Raw genomic sequence first — 15,554 nt, forward strand, 5'->3', positions numbered from 1 at the left:
GCGGCCGGATTCAGCCCGGCTGCCTTGTCACCAGCAGCATGCCGCTCCCGGCCACGGCCATGCCCAGGCACTGGATCATCGACAGGCCCTGCCCGAACAACCCCCAGGCCGCGAGGGCAGCGGCGACCGGAATGAGATAGAACGGCCCGGCCACCCGGCTGACCTCGCCGCGCTGGATCAGCACGTAGAGAATACTAACCGCGCCGACCGAGACGACGACCGACATCCAGCCCACCGCCACCACGAACTCGCCCGTCCAGGCGATGTGTCCACTTTCGAAAGCAGCCACCCCCAGCCCGCAGGCCAGCGCACAGCTCGCACACTGCGCCGCACTGCCGGCAAACAAGGGCATGTCGGCACAGCGCGCTTTCTGGTACAGGTTGCCGGCCGACATGCCGAACAAGCCGATGAACGAACAGGCGACCGGCCAGCCGAGCGCGGGATCGAGTGCCAGCCCGTGGCCGACGACCAGGAACACCCCGCCCAGCCCGAGCAGCAAACCCAGCCACTGCCGCGCCCCCACCCGTTCGCCGAGCAGGGCCGGGGCTGCAATGGCGACCACAATCGGATGCAGGGCGACGATCAGCGCTGACAGCGCCGGCGAGACGCCTCCGGCAATGCTGTAGAACACGCCGGCCGAGAAAACTCCCACCGTGAGCAGGCCGGCCGCGACGATATGCCCCCATTGCCGGGGTGCGCGCGCTATGTCCCTGCCGATGGCCAGGGCGATCACGGCGAGGATGATGGCGGCGATCCCGAAACGCAGCGCCAGGAAGGCAAACGGTTCGGCATGCGGCAGCCCCAGGCGGGCGCCGACAAAGCCGGCGCCGGAGAGGGTCACGAACCCAACCGCCAGCCAGCGGTCACCGGCTTGCACCCCACGCATCGCCAGCGTCGCCATCCCCTTACAACCCCTGCCGCGCCTGCTGGCGTGCCGCCTGGGTCAGCCCGCCATAGCCCCAATTGCCGGCCGGTACTTCATGAATGACGATGTAGCTCGCCTCCGGCAACGGCCCGCAGGTTTCCGCCAGCGCACAATGCAGGGCAACGATCATCTCCGCCTTCTCGGCCGGCGTATTGGTGCTTTCGGTAATGAACAACTCGGCGTGCGACGGGGTCAGCGTCGGCGCGACGGCATCGCCGGCAATGCACCAGGCGTCCGCGCCAGCCGTCACGACCTGAACGGCCGTCACCTCCGCCCGCTTGTGCAGGATGGCGGCGATCAATTCCGTCGCCCGGCGGGCCAGGGTTTGTTGCCGGGCAAGGGCTACGGATTGGCCGAGGGTGATGCGAATGAAGGGCATGCTGTTCTCCTTGGGGTGAAATGAACTTGCGTCAAGGAGACTGTAGCGATTACCCTTAAATTGCAAAAATTGATTAATCTCCGTTCAAAACAATTATTGGAAATGATGCCGCGCCGCCATCTCGATATCGAAGCCCTCCGCGCCCTTGCCTGCATCGTCGATAGCGGCGGCTTCTCGGCCGCCGCCGCCCAGCTCGGCCGCACACAGTCGGCCGTCAGCCTGCAGATCAAGCGGCTGGAACAGGTGCTCGGGCAAACCCTGCTGCAGCGCGTGCAGGGGCGTGTCGAAGGGCCGACCGCCGAAGGCACGGCGCTTCTCGCCTACGCCCGGCAGATCCTGCGCCTCAACGACGAAGCCTACGCCACCGTCGCCCAGGATGCCGAAATCGGCACCCTGCGCATCGGCCTGCCCGAGGAGTTGATGGAAAGCGTCTTCCCGGCCGTCATGCCGCATTTCCGCGCGCTCTACCCGCGCCTGCGCCTGACCCTTCATGCCGACACCTCGCAAGCCCTGCAACAGGCGCTCGCCGCCGGGTCGCTCGACCTCGCCCTCTACAAGCACTGCGGCGACAAAGCCCCCGCCGATAGCGAGGTGCTCTGGCAGGAAGCGCTGGTGTGGATGGTCGGCAGCGCCTACCGCGACAGCCTGAGCGCGCCCGGCGAGGCCGGCCTGCCGCTCGCCCTGTTCGGCGAGAACTGCGTTTTCCGCCTCGCCGTGACCGCCGCCCTGGCCCGCACCGGGCAAGCGTGGTCGCTCGCCTACACCGGCCACAGCGTCACCGGCCTCAGCCACGCCGTGCGCTGCGGCCTCGGCATCACCGCCCTGCCCCAAAGCCTGCTTGGCCCGGACATGGCGGAAGTCACCCACCTCGCCGACCGCCCCCTGCCCGCCCTGCCGCCGGCCCGGCTACTCGCCGCCCACGCCCCCGGCACGCCGGGAACGGCGGCACGGCGTTTTGCCGAACTCGTGGGGGGTGCGATGGGTAGGCGTAGTGCTTAGTTATCGCCCAATGAACAGAAGTTGGCTGGCTTTAACCGGCCCATTGTTAGCGTTCAGGATTTCCAGAAAATCGCCATACAAACGACCGCTGCGCTCCGAAAACTGCCATGGAAACAACCAGCACTCCTCGGCCATAGCCGACTTACCGACCTATTCTACAGAGTGGGCGCAATATGCCGCTAAGCTGACATTGCAGAAACCGGGTAGACTTCAAAGCCGATCAGCGTAGCGATCGCGCAAACAAGCCGTGCGCCATTCAACTTTGGATTTACCTGATGGATAACAACGAGAAGAAGGAACTCAGCGAATCTGACATCAAGGCCAAGTTCATCACGCCGGCCATCGTCCAAGCAGGTTGGGACGAGATGACGCAGATTCGCCGTGAGGTAACCTTGACGCCGGGCCCGGTCGTCGTTCGCGGCAATCTATCCTCGCGCAACAAGAAAAAGAAGAAATTCGCCGACTACGTGCTCCAGAAGGAAAAAGGCGTGCCGGTAGCGGTGGTAGAAGCCAAGGAAAACAACTACACCATCAGCCATGGCTTGCAGCAGGCCCTGGGCTATGCCGAAATCCTGGATGTGCCCTGCGCCTTCAGTTCCAACGGCGACGGATTTGCCAGCCATAACAAGGTGGCTGCCGAAGGCGAAGACACTGAAACCGAATTCGGGCTGGATGCGTTTCCCTCGCCAGCGGAACTGTGGGCGCGCTACAAGCGTTTCAGAGGCATTGCAGACGATCAGGAATCCCTCGTCACCGAACCCTATCACGATGATGGCAGCAATAAGGAGCCCCGCTACTACCAGGCCGAAGCCATCAACCGCGTGATCGAAAAAGTGGCCCAAGGCGAAAAACGCCTGCTACTGGTCATGGCCACCGGCACCGGCAAGACCTACACCACCTTCCAGATCATCTACCGTCTCTGGAAGGCCAAGAAAGCCAAGCGCATTCTTTTTCTGGTCGACCGCAACATTCTGGCGGACCAGACACTGGTCAACGATTTCAAGCCCTTCGGCTCGGTCATGACCAAGATCCGCAATCGCAAGATCGACCCTTCCTACGAGGTTTATCTGGGCCTGTATCAGGCACTCACCGGCCCCGATGAGGAAGACAAGATATTCAAGTCGGTCAAGCGCGACTTTTTTGATCTGATCGTCATCGACGAGTGTCACCGTGGCAGCGCCAACGATGATTCCGCCTGGAAAGAAATCCTCGAATATTTTGACGGTGCCATCCAACTGGGCATGACCGCCACGCCCAAGGAAACCAAGTACGCCTCCAACATCACCTACTTTGGCGAGCCGATCTACACCTATTCGCTGAAACAGGGCATTCAGGACGGATTCCTCGCACCCTACAAGGTGGTGCGTATCGACATCGACAAGGACATTCACGGCTGGACGCCGCCGCCCGGCATGAAGGACGATCTCGGCAACGAGATCGAGCAGCGCGAATACAACCAGATCGACATGGACCGCATCCTGGTGCTCAACCAGCGCACCCGGCTCGTCGCCGAGCGCGTCATGAAGCTGCTCAACGCCACCGACCCGTTCCAGAAGACCATCATCTTCTGCGAAGACATCGACCACGCCGAGCGCATGCGCAAAGCCATCGTCAATGCTTCCGGCCAGCTGGCGAAAGCCAATAGCAAGTACGTGATGCGCATCACCGGCGACAGCATCGAGGGCAAGGCCGAACTGGACAACTTCATCGACCCGGAAAGCAGATACCCCGTCATCGCCACCACCTCGGAACTGCTGACCACCGGCGTCGATGCCAAGACCTGCAAGCTCATCGTGCTCGACAAGACCATCAACTCGATGACCACCTTCAAGCAGATCGTCGGCCGTGGCACGCGCATCGAAGAGTCGCAGAACAAATTCTTCTTCACCATCATGGATTTCAAGAAGGCCACCGAGCTCTTCAAGGACCCGGATTTCGATGGTGAGCCGGTAGTCATCTACGAGCCTGACGATGACGACGACCCCGTCCCTCCCGATCCCGAAGGCGACGGAGAAGAAGGCGAAGCGGGGGGTGAAGAGGGCGAAATCATCAAGAAGTACCACGTCGGCGGCGTCACCGTTCATATCGTCTCCGAGCGCGTCGAGGTCTATGGCGAAGACGGCAAGATGGTCACCGAAAGCTACCGCGACTACAGCCGCAAGAACATCCGCCAGGAATTCGGCTCACTGGACGACTTCCTGCAAAAATGGAACGGCAGCAAGAAAAAGGCCGCCATCATCGAGGCCCTTGCCGAATACGGCATCGAGCTGCCCAAGCTCGCCAGGGAAGTCGGCAAGGACTATGGCGATTTCGACCTCATCTGCCACATCGCCTTTGACCAGCCGCCCCTCACCCGAGCCGAGCGCGCCAACAACGTCAAGAAGCGCAACTATTTCACCCAATACGGCGACAAGGCGCGCGCCGTGCTGGAAGCCCTGCTCGACAAATACGCCGACGAAGGCATCGCCAGCATCGAGAACAACAACGTCCTCAAGCTTGATCCCTTCAAGCAGCTCGGCACGCCGGTGGAAATCATCAACGGCGTCTTCGGCGGCAAGGCTCAATACGAAGCCGCCTTGCAGGCCCTTGAAACCGAACTCTTCAAACAAGCAAGTTAATCAGAAAGCACCATGAGCAACATCAGCGGCATCATCAAATCCATCCAGGACATCATGCGCAAGGATGTCGGCGTCGACGGCGACGCCCAGCGCATCAGCCAGTTGGTCTGGATGTTCTTCCTCAAAATTTACGATGACCGCGAAGCCGAAATCGAACTGCTCGAAGACCACTACAAATCGCCGCTGCCCGAGCACCTGCGCTGGCGCAACTGGGCGGCCGACCCCGAAGGCATGACCGGCGACGAACTCGGCGACTTCGTGAACCTTCAGCTCTTTCCCACGCTGAAGAACAAACTCGCGCTCAGCGGCCCCAGCGGCGAGCGCGCCAAGGTCATCCGCAACGTTTTCGAGGATGCCTACAACTACATGAAGTCCGGCACCCTCATGCGGCAGGTCATCAACAAGATCTGCGAAATCAATTTCAACAACACGCAAGACCGCCACACCTTCGGCAGCATCTACGAGCAGATTCTGAAAGACCTGCAAAGCGCCGGTAACGCCGGCGAGTTCTACACCCCCCGCGCCGTCACCAAATTCATCGTCGACCGGGTCGATCCCAAGCTCGCCGAAAGCGTGCTCGACCCGGCCTGCGGCACCGGCGGCTTTCTCGCCTGCGCCATCGACCACAAGCGCAACCGCTACGTGAAGAACGCGGCGGACGAAGCCGTCCTCGTCGCCAGCATCCATGGCGTCGAGAAAAAAGCCCTGCCGCACATGCTGTGCACGACCAACATGATCCTGCACGGCATCGACACCCCGACCCAGATCGAGCACGACAACATGCTCAGCCGTCGTGCCTACACCGACTACTGCGAGGCCGACCGGGTCAACGTCATCATCACCAACCCGCCCTTCGGTGGCATGGAAGAAGACGGCGTCGAAAACCAGTTCCCCGCGACCCTGCGCACCCGCGAAACCGCCGACCTGTTCATGGCGCTCGTCGTCCGCCTGCTCAAGAGCCACGGCCGCGCCGCCGTGGTCCTGCCCGATGGCTTCCTGTTCGGCGAAGGCATGAAGACCCGCCTCAAGCAGACGCTGCTCGAGCAATGCCATCTGCACACCATCGTCCGCCTGCCCAATGGCGTGTTCAACCCCTACACCGGCATCAAGACCAACATCCTCTTCTTCACCAAGAAGCCCGAGGCCGAATGGCCGGCAACCCAGGACGTCTGGTTCTACGAGCACCCCTACCCCGAGGGCGTCACCAGCTACAACAAGACCCGCCCCATGCAGTTCGAGGAGTTCGCCACCGAATGCGCCTGGTGGGGCGACGAAGCCGACGGCTTCGCTGCCCGCGTCGAAACCCCGCAGGCCTGGAAGGTCAGCCTTGATGACATTGCCGCCCGCAACTACAACCTCGACATCAAGAACCCGCACGTCGGCGAGCAGATCAGCCACGACCCGGAAGAGCTCCTGCAGCAGTATCGGGCACAGCAGCAGGACATCCAGTCGCTGCGCGACCAGCTCAAGATCATCCTCGCCGCTGCACTGGAGCGCGACGCATGAGCCGGCTGGAAAACACCGCGCTCCCGCCCGAGCTGTACCAGCAGATTCACGGCATCCTGCATGCCGCCCGCCAGCAGAGCTACCGTGCCGTCAACACCGCCATGGTCGAAGCCTACTGGCAGATCGGTCGCCGCATCGTCGACCATGAACAAGGCGGCGAGGCCCGCGCCGCCTACGGTCAGGGCGTGCTCGCCGCGCTGGCCGCGCGGCTGACCGAAGATTTCGGCAAAGGCTTCACCACCGCCAACCTGCGCAATTTCCGTCAGTTCTACCTCACCTTCACCGACGAGCAGATTCGCTACGCACTGCGTAGCAATTTGACCTGGACCCACCTGCGCCAGCTCATGCGCATCGACAACCTCGACGCCCGCAACTGGTACATGAACGAAGCCAGCCAGCAAGGCTGGAGCGCCCGCGCCCTGGATCGCCAGATAGCCACCCTCTACTACGAGCGCCTGCTTTCCAGCCAGGACAAGGCCGCCCTCCGGCAGGAAGCCAGCAGCCTGATCGCCGCGCAAACCCCGGCCGATCCGCGCGACTTCATCCGCGACCCCTACATTCTTGAGTTCATCGGCGCCCAGCCCGGCGCCACCCTCTTCGAGAGCGAGCTGGAAACCGGCCTCATCCAGCAGTTGCAAGCCTTCCTGCTCGAACTGGGCAAGGGATTCGCCTTCGTCGCCCGCCAGAAGCACCTGCGCGTTGAAAACGAAGACTGCTTCATCGATCTGGTCTTCTACAACTACGTGCTCAAATGCTTCGTGCTCATCGATCTCAAGATCGGCAAGCTCGCCCATCAGGACGTCGGCCAGATGGACATGTACGTGCGCGTGTTCGAAGAGCAATACCGCGCCGAAGGCGACAACCCAACCCTGGGCCTGATCCTCTGTTCCGAGCGCAACGAAGCCGTCGCCAAATACTCGCTGCTCGCCGGCAGCCAGCAACTTTTCGCCAGCCGCTACCGCCCCTTCCTGCCCTCGGAGGCCGAACTGCAAGCCGAACTGCAACGCGACCGCGCCCTGCTCGAAAACCAGCGCGAGGCTAAGGCATGAACGCCGTGTCGCCCGTGGAAGCCCTCGTCACGGATCACCTCGACCTGTGGACCGCCGCCCTCAAACGCAAATCCGCCGCCGGCCGGGGCTCGTCCAGCAAGATCGAGCTGTACGGCATCAGGAAGCTGCGCGAGCTGATTCTGGAACTGGCTGTGCGCGGCCTGCTGGTGCCGCAAGACCCGAACGACGAACCCGCTAGCGAACTGCTCAAGAAGATTGCCGCCGAGAAGGCCCAACAGATGAAGGAAGGCAGGATCAAGAAGGGGAAGCCACTGCCTTCAATTTCGGGAGGAAGCCAGCATTTGCCGTCTGGCTGGTCTTGGACGTGCATGGCCGCACTCGGAGAAATCGCCCCTCGAAACGAAGTCAAAGACGATGTCATTGCATCGTTTGTTCCGATGCCACTGATCTCGACAAGATTCGATGGTCGGCATGACCACGAGTCAACGACCTGGGCTGAAATCAAGAAAGGCTATACACACTTCGCAGACGGAGACGTAGCAATAGCGAAAATCACGCCGTGCTTTGAAAACAGCAAGGCTGCGATATTTTCAGGCCTTCACAATGGTATTGGTGCGGGGACCACCGAGCTTCACGTTGTTCGGCCAATGGGTGAATTCGTAAGCAGAAGCTATTTATTGTTGTACCTAAAGTCGCCACCATTCCTGCGTGTTGGCGAAACCAAGATGACAGGCTCTGCCGGCCAAAAACGCGTACCAACAGAGTTTTTTTCTTTCAATCCTCTACCGCTGCCCCCGCTCGCCGAACAACACCGCATCGTCGCCAAAGTCGACGAACTGATGGCGCTGTGCGACCAGCTTGAGCAACAAACCGAGGCCAGCCTCGGCGCCCATCAAACGCTGGTGGAAACCTTGCTGAGCACGCTGACCAGCGCCGCCGATCACGCGCAATTCGCCAGCGCCTGGCAGCGCATCGCCGGCCACTTCGACACGCTGTTCACGACCGAAGAGAGCATAGCCCAGCTCAAGCAAACCATCCTGCAACTGGCGGTGATGGGCAAGCTCGTCCCGCAAGACCCGAACGACGAACCGGCGAGTGGGTTGCTCAAGAGGTTGTTTGCCGCGCGAGACTCGTGGCTGATGGTGTGCAAAGAACAAAATCCAGAGTGCACAACGATGTTGCGCAAGCTGAAAATGCTCGGAGTGCCCAAAGCACCTTTTCCGCTTCCGGAAACTTGGGGTTGTGCTCACCTGATACAGGTCAGTTTGTTGCTCGTAGATTGCCACAACAAGACGGCCCCATATTCAGCACAGGGAATCCCCATCATTAGAACCTCAAACGTCCGTGAGAGGCGCTTCAGGATGGAGGACGTCAAATTTGTATCCTTGGACACATATAACTACTGGTCGAGGAGATGCCCGCCTGCGCCGGGAGATATCATCTTTACGCGTGAGGCACCTATGGGTGAAGCGGCAATAATTCCGCAAGAAGCACAGTACTGTCTTGGCCAAAGGACGATGCTAATACGTCCAATGCATGATCATATTTCTGCTGAATACCTGTTGTTGGCGTTGACTGAACCACACTTGCTGGAAAGGGCATCCGAGTACGCAATTGGCTCAACCGTGAAACACCTACGAGTAGGCGATGTCGAGAACCTCAATATTCCGATCCCGCCACTCGCCGAACAACATCGCATCGTGGCCAAAGTCGACGAGCTGATGGCACTCTGCGACCAGCTCAAGTCCCGCCTCAGCGACGCCCAAACCACCCAGCTCCACCTTGCCGACGCCCTCGTCGAACAGGCCATCGGCTGAGTAGCAGGACATGACGCCGGCGCTGCACAAAATCTGGTGCGATGAAGACGAGCACACTCGTTACGCGCACTTTGCCGATTTCAACGCGTGGCTGGATGGCGAGGAGTGGCAGGCGGCCCGGACTGACTATGGCGTTGACGCCTTGCCCCAACCCGGCAAGGCGCTGTTTGCGGGGGACAGAAACGGCTGCGACGAAGCATTCCTGGCGTTTCGCAAAGCCTGTCGTCACGAGGCGCTGGGCGAGTCCTGGTTTCAGGAGCAGCTTGGCGATGACCATTGCTTCCCGCGCAATGTGGATCACTTCATTCAGCTTGTTGATCTCATGGCAGCCGGGGCGGTGGTGCCATTGGTCGGGGCGGGCATTTCGGCATCGGCGGGGTTTTCAAGCTGGCAGGGGCATCTGCGCCACCAGGGCAAAACGGTGCATATCGCAGCCGAACGCATCGAAGAACTGTTGGCTGGGATCGGTGTCATGCTTATGTCTGGCTTCGATTTCCATATTCGACGTTGGCAAATCTAATCACCGCCGGCAGCTAAGGCCGAGCAGTCCGCAAGGGCAACTTTGCTCTGGATTACGCAGCCTAGAGGACATGTGCAAATCCGGTACGGTTGTTGCTCGTAATCCGCCGTAACCCAGCACGAAGGCCCTTGGCCTTTCACACAGCAGGAGGCGATATGTCGATCAATCAAATCAACGGCAAGAGCTTCGATTTCTCGAAGCTCCAGGGCGGCAAGGCAGCTCCGGCGGCCGGTTCGGCGGGCGCGGTGGATTTTTCGTCCGCGCTGAAGTTGCAGATGGCCGGCATTCAGTCGCAAGCGCTCAACACCTTGGCTGCATCCGCGCCGGGGTCCGGCAAGGTGGCGGGCGGGGCAAATTTTGCCGAACTCCTCGGGGCCGGCAAAGCATCCGGCAATTCGGCGCTGGATGCGCTGCTGGGCAGCGCCGCCGGCATCGGCGGTACGCATGGCGTGGCGGCTGCCGGGCGCAACATGGCGCTGTTCGACCCGGAATCGGCGTACCGGATGATGACGACCATCAACGCCCGGGCCGTCGCCTACAAGGCCGAGTCATCCGAAATGAGCGATATGAAGGCTTACGTGTCGACGTTGCGGCAGGAGGCCATGAAGCTGGGCGGCGTCGATGCTTCCGCCGGCAGCGAGGAAGTCCGCGCCCGCGTGCAGGCGTTTGCCGATGCCTACAACGGCTGGATGCAGCGTTTCGGCAGCGCGTTGCAGGATGGCGGCATGCTGGCCGGCACGCAGGCGGCCAAGGTGGCGCAGTGGGAACTGGAGCAGAGCATCGCCAATCCGTTCCACGGCGCCAAGGACGGCTTGCGCGGCATGGCCGACCTGGGCTTGAGCATCGACCCGGTGACCCAGCTGGCGACCGTGGATAACGCCCGCCTGGATGCCGCGCTGACCAACGGCAAATCGGCGGCCATGGGGGCGCTGCGCGAATTCACCAGCCATTTCGCCAAGGCGGCCGAGCTGCTGAACTCGGCGGGCAACTTCATCAATAACCGCCTGGACAACCTGTCGCGCGTGATTGTCTATATCGACAGCAACCTGGCCTCCCTGCAAGCCGAATTCGGCCTGGGCGACCCGGCGACGCCGACCGCGCAACAGGCCAAGGCACTGGCCGGTTACAACGCCTCGCACGGCAAGGGCTGAGCGTCGGCGCTTTGGGTGAATGAAGCAAGGCAGCCCGATTTGAAAGCGGCCGAGACGGCTGCCAAAGGGGCTGGCGGAACTGCCGCTCCATAGCGACCCGCTTCGTCAGGCGGTGGCGAAGCGCTTGCGCAGGTACTTGATGATCTCGCCGGACTCGTACAGCCATTCCGTCTTGCCGGCCGCATCGGTGATTTTCAGGCAGGGCACTTTCGCCTTGCCGCCACCGTTGACCAGTTCGTCCCGGATTGCCCCCGGCTGTTGCGCATCGCGCTTTTGCACAGTGAGCGCCAGACGCCGCATTTCCTGGCGCACCTTGATGCAGAACGGACAGGTTTTGTACTGATAGAGCACGATGCCGGTGCACTGCCGATCGACCTCGGCCTGACGCGCAGCGGGCCGCAGCATGGCCTTCGGCCGGGTGACGAATTCGCCGAGCAGCATGAAGGGGCTGAGAATGACACGCAGGGTTTTGAAGAAGGCTCTGACGACTGTTTTCATGGGTGATGGCTCGATTCCTTAAAAAGACGGGCTTAAGGCAGCCGATACGCTGCGGAGTTCCTCATGGCTGAACATAAGTGTCGGCCGGAATGCGGCAGCACAGCACGCCAGGGATGAAGCGCGGGGCTGACGACAAGGTGCGTCAGTTCCGGCATGGAATCACTTGCTCGATAATGACCACTTCGTTCAATCAGGAACCACCATGCTCGCCAACCTGACCGGCTTTCTCATCCAGTGGGGCATCACCGCGCTTTCGTTGTGGGTGGCCAGCCTCGTCTTCGACGGTATCCGCTTTGCCGACAAGTCGACTCTGGTCGTTTCAGCGCTGCTGCTTGGCTTCGTCAATGCCGTGTTGTGGCCCATCGCGGTAGTGCTGACGCTGCCGCTGACCTTCCTGACCCTGGGCGTCTTCCTGCTGGTGATCAACGCCCTATTTTTGCTGCTGGTCGCGAAACTGGTGCGCGGCTTCACGATTTCGGGCTTTTGGACAGCCTTCTTCGCCAGCCTGTTCATTTCGATCTTCAGCCTGTTCCTGAATTCGCTGATGCCCGACGCCGAAATGGAAGTCTATCGCCTACCGCCATCCGGACGGACGATCTCGATGTAAGCCCTGTCATTCGGGCTTCCCCCACCCCCACCCTTCTGCGAGAATCGCCGTTTTTCTACCCCACGCCCGATCATGATCCAAGGCCAGTTCCGTTCTTCCGTCCTGCAGGTTCCCGCCGAGGTGACGCCGCTCAAGTTTCGCGGTTATCTGCGCAAGGAAATTCAGGCCGTGCAGGCCAGCGCGCAGAGTCCGGAGGAGATCATCGTCGTCCGCCTGTTCGTTCTGGAAAAGGTGCTGTTCGGCCTGGGGCCGAAAAAGGTGGATGCGATCCTGCACGGCGCGGTCGAGAAATGCCCGAATATCCAGCGTATCGAGCTGGAGGCTTTGGCCCGGCCGCTGAGCGCGGAGGAAATGCAGGAAGCCGCCGACGAGGCGCAGGCCATGGTGCAGACGCTCGGCGAGCGGGTGATGGCTTCGGGCGGCAAGTTGGTGGCGGATTCCGGCGGCAACTAGGCTGCCGTCTCCGGCTGCCCGAAACGCGCCTGCCTAGCGCAGCCGCCGGTTGAGATCGTCGATCACCGTGGCCCAGTCGGCATCCTCGATGATCTCTTCCTTGAGGAAATCCCGCTGCGCGTCGCTCCAGAAGGATGCCCGGTAGAGCGGAATGCTGTTGTCCAGCGGGCGATGGCTGGCAATGAAAGCATCAATCGCCGCATCTTCGCTCGGCAAACCGAGTTGGGCGAACAGGTTGTTCAGGGTGTGCAATTGCTCCTGCATGGAACGCTCCTCGATCTCGATGACCCAAGGTTTGGACGGGCCGACCCGTAAAGCGTTCCCTCGCGCCCCTACGCAGCATTACGCTGCGCGACGCTGGACTGGCGGAACTTGCACGAACCCTGTCCTCCCCTGCAGTAGCCACCCGGCACCGCCTCGCCTACGATGCCTTTTTGCACAAAACAACAAGGAGACAGCATGCAGGCTTTTCAGGATTACTACCCGGAGAATCTCGCGCATTGCTACGGCTGCGGCCGCAATAACGAGCATGGCCACCAGATCAAGACTTTCTGGGATGGCGACGAGACGATCACCCGCTTTCAACCGCGCCCGGAGCATACGGCGATCCCCGGCTTCGTCTACGGCGGCCTGCTCGCTTCGCTGATCGACTGCCACGGCACGGGAACGGCCGCCGCCGCGATGTACCGTGCGGAGAACCGCGCCGTGGATAGCCTGCCGGCCTTCCGCTTCGTGACCGGTTCGCTGCAGGTGAGCTACCTGAAGCCGACGCCACTCGGCCCGGAGCTGGAGCTGCGCGGCCTGGTCAAGGAAATCAAGGGGCGCAAGGTGGTGGTCGAGGTGACGGTTTACGCCGAGGGCGTGGCGACGGCGCGCGGCGAAGTGGTGGCCGTGCAGATGCCGGATACCTTCGTGGCGAAATAATCACGATCGTCCCGCCCACCAGGGGCCGGGGCACGCTTTCACCCAGCGCCGGCACTCAGGCGGCGATATTCCACTCGGCGAGAAACTGCGCCACGAATTCCTCCATGAAGCGGTGGCGCTGCTCCGCCAGGGCGCGGCCGGTCGGCGTGTTCGTCCGGTCCTTGAGGAGAAAGAGCTTTTCGTAGAAGTGGTTGAGGCTGGCTCCCTTGGAGGCCTTGTAGGCGGCGGCCGTCTGGTGCAGCACCGGCGGCTCGTCGGGGTCGTGCATGAGGCGGCCGGCATGCCCGCCATAGGCGAAACAGCGGGCGATGCCGATGGCGCCGATGGCATCGAGACGGTCGGCATCCTGCACGCATCGGCCCTCCAGCGTGCGCATCGCGGTGACGACGCCGGCACCCTTGAAGGAAATGGTGGCGACGATGTCGACCACCGCCGCGATCAGCTCGTCGCTCGCCCCTTCGCTGCGCAGCAGCGCTTCAGCAGCGCGCGGGCCGGCGCTGTCGTCGCCACCGCGGAACTTCCAGTCGGCAATGTCGTGCACCAGCGCGCCGAGTTCGGCGATTTCGCCATTGGCGCCTTCCTGCGCGGCGATACGCCGGGTGAGTTGCCACACGCGGTTGATGTGGTGCCAGTCGTGGCCGGAACCTTCGGCGAGAAAGCGTGCCTTGATATGCGCGGCAACGCGGTCGACCAGGGTTTGCATGCGGATTGCCTCGTATTTTGCAGGGGCTGCAGTGTACCGCGCCGCGATGCTCCGCGTATCCTTGCCCCCTTCGCCCCACGAATCCGTCGATGACCACCACCCTGACGCCCCGCGCCGAACGTTTCTTCCTGCTTACCCTGGCCGGTATCCAGTTCAGCCATGTACTCGATTTCATGATCATGATGCCGCTCGGCCCGATCCTGATGCAGTTCTTCGCCATCGACACCCACGAATTCGGCCTGCTGGTGGCCTCCTACAGCTTCAGTGCCGCGGTATCCGGCATCCTGGCAGCGACTTTTGTCGACCTCTTCGAGCGCAAGCGCGTGCTGCTCGCCTGCTTTGCCTTGTTCGGGCTGGCCACGCTGGCCTGCGGCCTGGCGCCGAGCTTCGCCACGCTGCTCGTCGCTCGCGGCCTGGCCGGCGTTTTCGGCGGCATCATGGGCGCGTTGATCCATACCATGATCGGCGACGCCATTCCCTTCTCCCGGCGCGCCCGGGCCAGCGGCGTGGTGTCCAGCGCCTTTTCGCTGTCGACGATCGCCGGCGTACCGCTGTCGCTGTGGCTGGCCAACCACCTCGGCTGGCGGGCGCCGTTCGTGCTGATCGCCGTGCTCAGCGTGCTGTTCATCGTCGTCGGAGTGCGCTTCCTGCCGGAACTGCGTCATCACCTGGGCGACGAGAAGCGCGCCCACCTGCTGTCGGCGACCTTCAGCGTGCTCGCCGACGCCAACCACCTGCGCGCCCTGCTTTTCTCGGCGCTGATCATCTTCTCCGGCTTCACGATCATTCCCTATATCACCGTCTATGCCGTGAACAACGTTGGCATCGCCCAGGGCGACATCCCCATCGTCTATCTGGTCGGCGGCAGCGCCACTTTCGTGAGCGCACGGCTGATCGGCCACTGGGCGGACAAGTACGGCAAGGTCGAGGTCTATCGCCGGGTTGCGCTGCTGGCGACGCTGCCGCTGCTGGCCGTAACCCACGCCGGCCATCTGCCGCTGGGCATCTGGCTGATCTTCAGCACGACCTTCTTCGTGCTTACCTCGGGCCGCATGATCCCGGCCATGGCCGTCATCGCCTCGGCCGCCCAACCCAAATTGCGCGGCACCTTCATGTCCCTGAACGGCACGATGCAGTCGCTGGCCATGGGCCTGGCGACGACGCTGGCCGGCTTCCTGACCGGTCTCGACAGCAGCGGAAAGATTGTCGGCTACCCGCTGGTCGGCTATGTCGCCGTCGCCGCCAACCTGTTGGCGATCTGGTTCGCGGGCCGCATCGTGATGCATGGGCGAACACCCCCGGCAGCGCAGTAATCCGCCCCCGGCAAGATCCGCCCCTGAGCTTCAAGTACTCTGCCGGCGCTGCTTCAGCCACGCCAGCAATTGCGGCAGGGGCATCGGACGGGCGTAGAGAAAACCCTGGGCGACCTTGCACCCCAAGCCCC

At 62.1% G+C, this 15,554-nt stretch carries 16 protein-coding genes; 11 read left to right on the top strand and 5 right to left on the bottom strand.

The features are described 5' to 3' along the window. Positions 1–10: 10 nt before the first annotated feature. Together AB6Q56_RS10635 and AB6Q56_RS10640 are read right to left on the bottom strand one after the other, a co-directional pair. Positions 11–901 (bottom strand): DMT family transporter, encoded by an 891-nt coding sequence (locus AB6Q56_RS10635; protein WP_434517015.1) that lies wholly within the window; start codon positions 899–901, stop codon positions 11–13. A gap of 4 nt (positions 902–905) precedes the next feature. Continuing rightward, a complete protein-coding gene (locus AB6Q56_RS10640; RefSeq protein WP_434517016.1) occupies positions 906–1,304 on the bottom strand; it encodes a tautomerase family protein in 399 nt (132 codons plus the stop codon). 102 nt (positions 1,305–1,406) lie between these two features. Between AB6Q56_RS10640 and AB6Q56_RS10645 the strand changes: the two genes are divergently transcribed. From AB6Q56_RS10645 to fliD, 7 genes are all read left to right on the top strand, one after another. Next, complete coding sequence (locus tag AB6Q56_RS10645; RefSeq protein WP_434517017.1) at positions 1,407–2,303, top strand: LysR substrate-binding domain-containing protein; 897 nt, start codon at positions 1,407–1,409, stop codon at positions 2,301–2,303. A 275-nt stretch (positions 2,304–2,578) separates the two neighbouring features. Beyond that, positions 2,579–4,921 carry an EcoAI/FtnUII family type I restriction enzme subunit R gene (hsdR, locus tag AB6Q56_RS10650; protein WP_434517018.1) on the top strand — a complete coding sequence of 781 codons (2,343 nt, stop codon included), beginning with the start codon at positions 2,579–2,581 and terminating at the stop codon, positions 4,919–4,921. A 12-nt stretch (positions 4,922–4,933) separates the two neighbouring features. Then, entirely contained in the window at positions 4,934–6,427 is a 1,494-nt protein-coding gene (locus AB6Q56_RS10655) for an N-6 DNA methylase (RefSeq protein ID WP_434517019.1), read from the top strand. Continuing rightward, a complete protein-coding gene (locus AB6Q56_RS10660; protein WP_434517020.1) occupies positions 6,424–7,476 on the top strand; it encodes a PDDEXK nuclease domain-containing protein in 1,053 nt (350 codons plus the stop codon). The genes AB6Q56_RS10655 and AB6Q56_RS10660 overlap by 4 nt, the downstream gene beginning before the upstream one ends. Further along, on the top strand, positions 7,473–9,254 hold the full coding sequence (locus AB6Q56_RS10665; RefSeq protein ID WP_434517021.1) for a restriction endonuclease subunit S: 1,782 nt from the start codon (positions 7,473–7,475) through the stop codon (positions 9,252–9,254). Before AB6Q56_RS10660 ends, AB6Q56_RS10665 begins: the two co-directional genes overlap by 4 nt. Before the next feature lie 10 nt (positions 9,255–9,264). Then, on the top strand, positions 9,265–9,774 hold the full coding sequence (locus AB6Q56_RS10670) for a hypothetical protein (protein ID WP_434517022.1): 510 nt from the start codon (positions 9,265–9,267) through the stop codon (positions 9,772–9,774). 155 nt (positions 9,775–9,929) lie between these two features. After that, positions 9,930–10,925 carry a flagellar filament capping protein FliD gene (gene fliD / locus AB6Q56_RS10675; protein WP_434517023.1) on the top strand — a complete coding sequence of 332 codons (996 nt, stop codon included), beginning with the start codon at positions 9,930–9,932 and terminating at the stop codon, positions 10,923–10,925. 105 nt (positions 10,926–11,030) lie between these two features. Here fliD and AB6Q56_RS10680 read toward each other — a convergent pair whose 3' ends face one another. Continuing rightward, positions 11,031–11,423, bottom strand: coding sequence for a glutaredoxin family protein (locus AB6Q56_RS10680; RefSeq protein WP_434517024.1), 393 nt, complete (start codon positions 11,421–11,423; stop codon positions 11,031–11,033). Positions 11,424–11,625: 202 nt separating this feature from the next. On the opposite strand from AB6Q56_RS10680, the gene AB6Q56_RS10685 reads away from it, so the two are divergent. Both AB6Q56_RS10685 and AB6Q56_RS10690 read left to right on the top strand, forming a co-directional pair. Continuing rightward, positions 11,626–12,030, top strand: coding sequence for a phage holin family protein (locus AB6Q56_RS10685; protein WP_434517025.1), 405 nt, complete (start codon positions 11,626–11,628; stop codon positions 12,028–12,030). Between the two features lie 72 nt (positions 12,031–12,102). After that, positions 12,103–12,483, top strand: a complete 381-nt coding sequence (locus AB6Q56_RS10690) for a hypothetical protein (RefSeq protein WP_434517026.1) — start codon at positions 12,103–12,105, stop codon at positions 12,481–12,483. A gap of 33 nt (positions 12,484–12,516) precedes the next feature. On the opposite strand, the gene AB6Q56_RS10695 is transcribed toward AB6Q56_RS10690, so the two are convergent. Beyond that, positions 12,517–12,747, bottom strand: a complete 231-nt coding sequence (locus AB6Q56_RS10695; protein WP_434517027.1) for a DUF2789 domain-containing protein — start codon at positions 12,745–12,747, stop codon at positions 12,517–12,519. 195 nt (positions 12,748–12,942) lie between these two features. Between AB6Q56_RS10695 and AB6Q56_RS10700 the strand changes: the two genes are divergently transcribed. Further along, entirely contained in the window at positions 12,943–13,407 is a 465-nt protein-coding gene (locus AB6Q56_RS10700; protein ID WP_434517028.1) for a PaaI family thioesterase, read from the top strand. Positions 13,408–13,462: 55 nt separating this feature from the next. Here the strand turns inward: AB6Q56_RS10700 and AB6Q56_RS10705 are convergent, their stop codons facing one another. Then, a complete protein-coding gene (locus AB6Q56_RS10705; protein WP_434517029.1) occupies positions 13,463–14,110 on the bottom strand; it encodes an HD domain-containing protein in 648 nt (215 codons plus the stop codon). An 89-nt stretch (positions 14,111–14,199) separates the two neighbouring features. Here AB6Q56_RS10705 and AB6Q56_RS10710 point away from each other — a divergent pair, with 89 nt between their 5' ends. Beyond that, entirely contained in the window at positions 14,200–15,423 is a 1,224-nt protein-coding gene (locus AB6Q56_RS10710; protein WP_434517030.1) for an MFS transporter, read from the top strand. The last annotated feature ends 131 nt before the right edge of the window (positions 15,424–15,554 follow it).

It is taken from the genome of Dechloromonas sp. ARDL1, from assembly GCF_051122455.1.
GTDB lineage: Bacteria > Pseudomonadota > Gammaproteobacteria > Burkholderiales > Rhodocyclaceae > Azonexus.

Bases quoted from the DNA above. Each gene is read 5' to 3' on its own strand.
- AB6Q56_RS10635 (WP_434517015.1), bottom strand. From the start codon at position 901: ATGGCGACGCTGGCGATGCGTGGGGTGCAAGCCGGTGACCGCTGGCTG.
- AB6Q56_RS10640 (WP_434517016.1), bottom strand. From the start codon at position 1,304: ATGCCCTTCATTCGCATCACCCTCGGCCAATCCGTAGCCCTTGCCCGG.
- AB6Q56_RS10645 (WP_434517017.1), top strand. From the start codon at position 1,407: ATGATGCCGCGCCGCCATCTCGATATCGAAGCCCTCCGCGCCCTTGCC.
- hsdR (WP_434517018.1), top strand. From the start codon at position 2,579: ATGGATAACAACGAGAAGAAGGAACTCAGCGAATCTGACATCAAGGCC.
- AB6Q56_RS10655 (WP_434517019.1), top strand. From the start codon at position 4,934: ATGAGCAACATCAGCGGCATCATCAAATCCATCCAGGACATCATGCGC.
- AB6Q56_RS10660 (WP_434517020.1), top strand. From the start codon at position 6,424: ATGAGCCGGCTGGAAAACACCGCGCTCCCGCCCGAGCTGTACCAGCAG.
- AB6Q56_RS10665 (WP_434517021.1), top strand. From the start codon at position 7,473: ATGAACGCCGTGTCGCCCGTGGAAGCCCTCGTCACGGATCACCTCGAC.
- AB6Q56_RS10670 (WP_434517022.1), top strand. From the start codon at position 9,265: ATGACGCCGGCGCTGCACAAAATCTGGTGCGATGAAGACGAGCACACT.
- fliD (WP_434517023.1), top strand. From the start codon at position 9,930: ATGTCGATCAATCAAATCAACGGCAAGAGCTTCGATTTCTCGAAGCTC.
- AB6Q56_RS10680 (WP_434517024.1), bottom strand. From the start codon at position 11,423: ATGAAAACAGTCGTCAGAGCCTTCTTCAAAACCCTGCGTGTCATTCTC.
- AB6Q56_RS10685 (WP_434517025.1), top strand. From the start codon at position 11,626: ATGCTCGCCAACCTGACCGGCTTTCTCATCCAGTGGGGCATCACCGCG.
- AB6Q56_RS10690 (WP_434517026.1), top strand. From the start codon at position 12,103: ATGATCCAAGGCCAGTTCCGTTCTTCCGTCCTGCAGGTTCCCGCCGAG.
- AB6Q56_RS10695 (WP_434517027.1), bottom strand. From the start codon at position 12,747: ATGCAGGAGCAATTGCACACCCTGAACAACCTGTTCGCCCAACTCGGT.
- AB6Q56_RS10700 (WP_434517028.1), top strand. From the start codon at position 12,943: ATGCAGGCTTTTCAGGATTACTACCCGGAGAATCTCGCGCATTGCTAC.
- AB6Q56_RS10705 (WP_434517029.1), bottom strand. From the start codon at position 14,110: ATGCAAACCCTGGTCGACCGCGTTGCCGCGCATATCAAGGCACGCTTT.
- AB6Q56_RS10710 (WP_434517030.1), top strand. From the start codon at position 14,200: ATGACCACCACCCTGACGCCCCGCGCCGAACGTTTCTTCCTGCTTACC.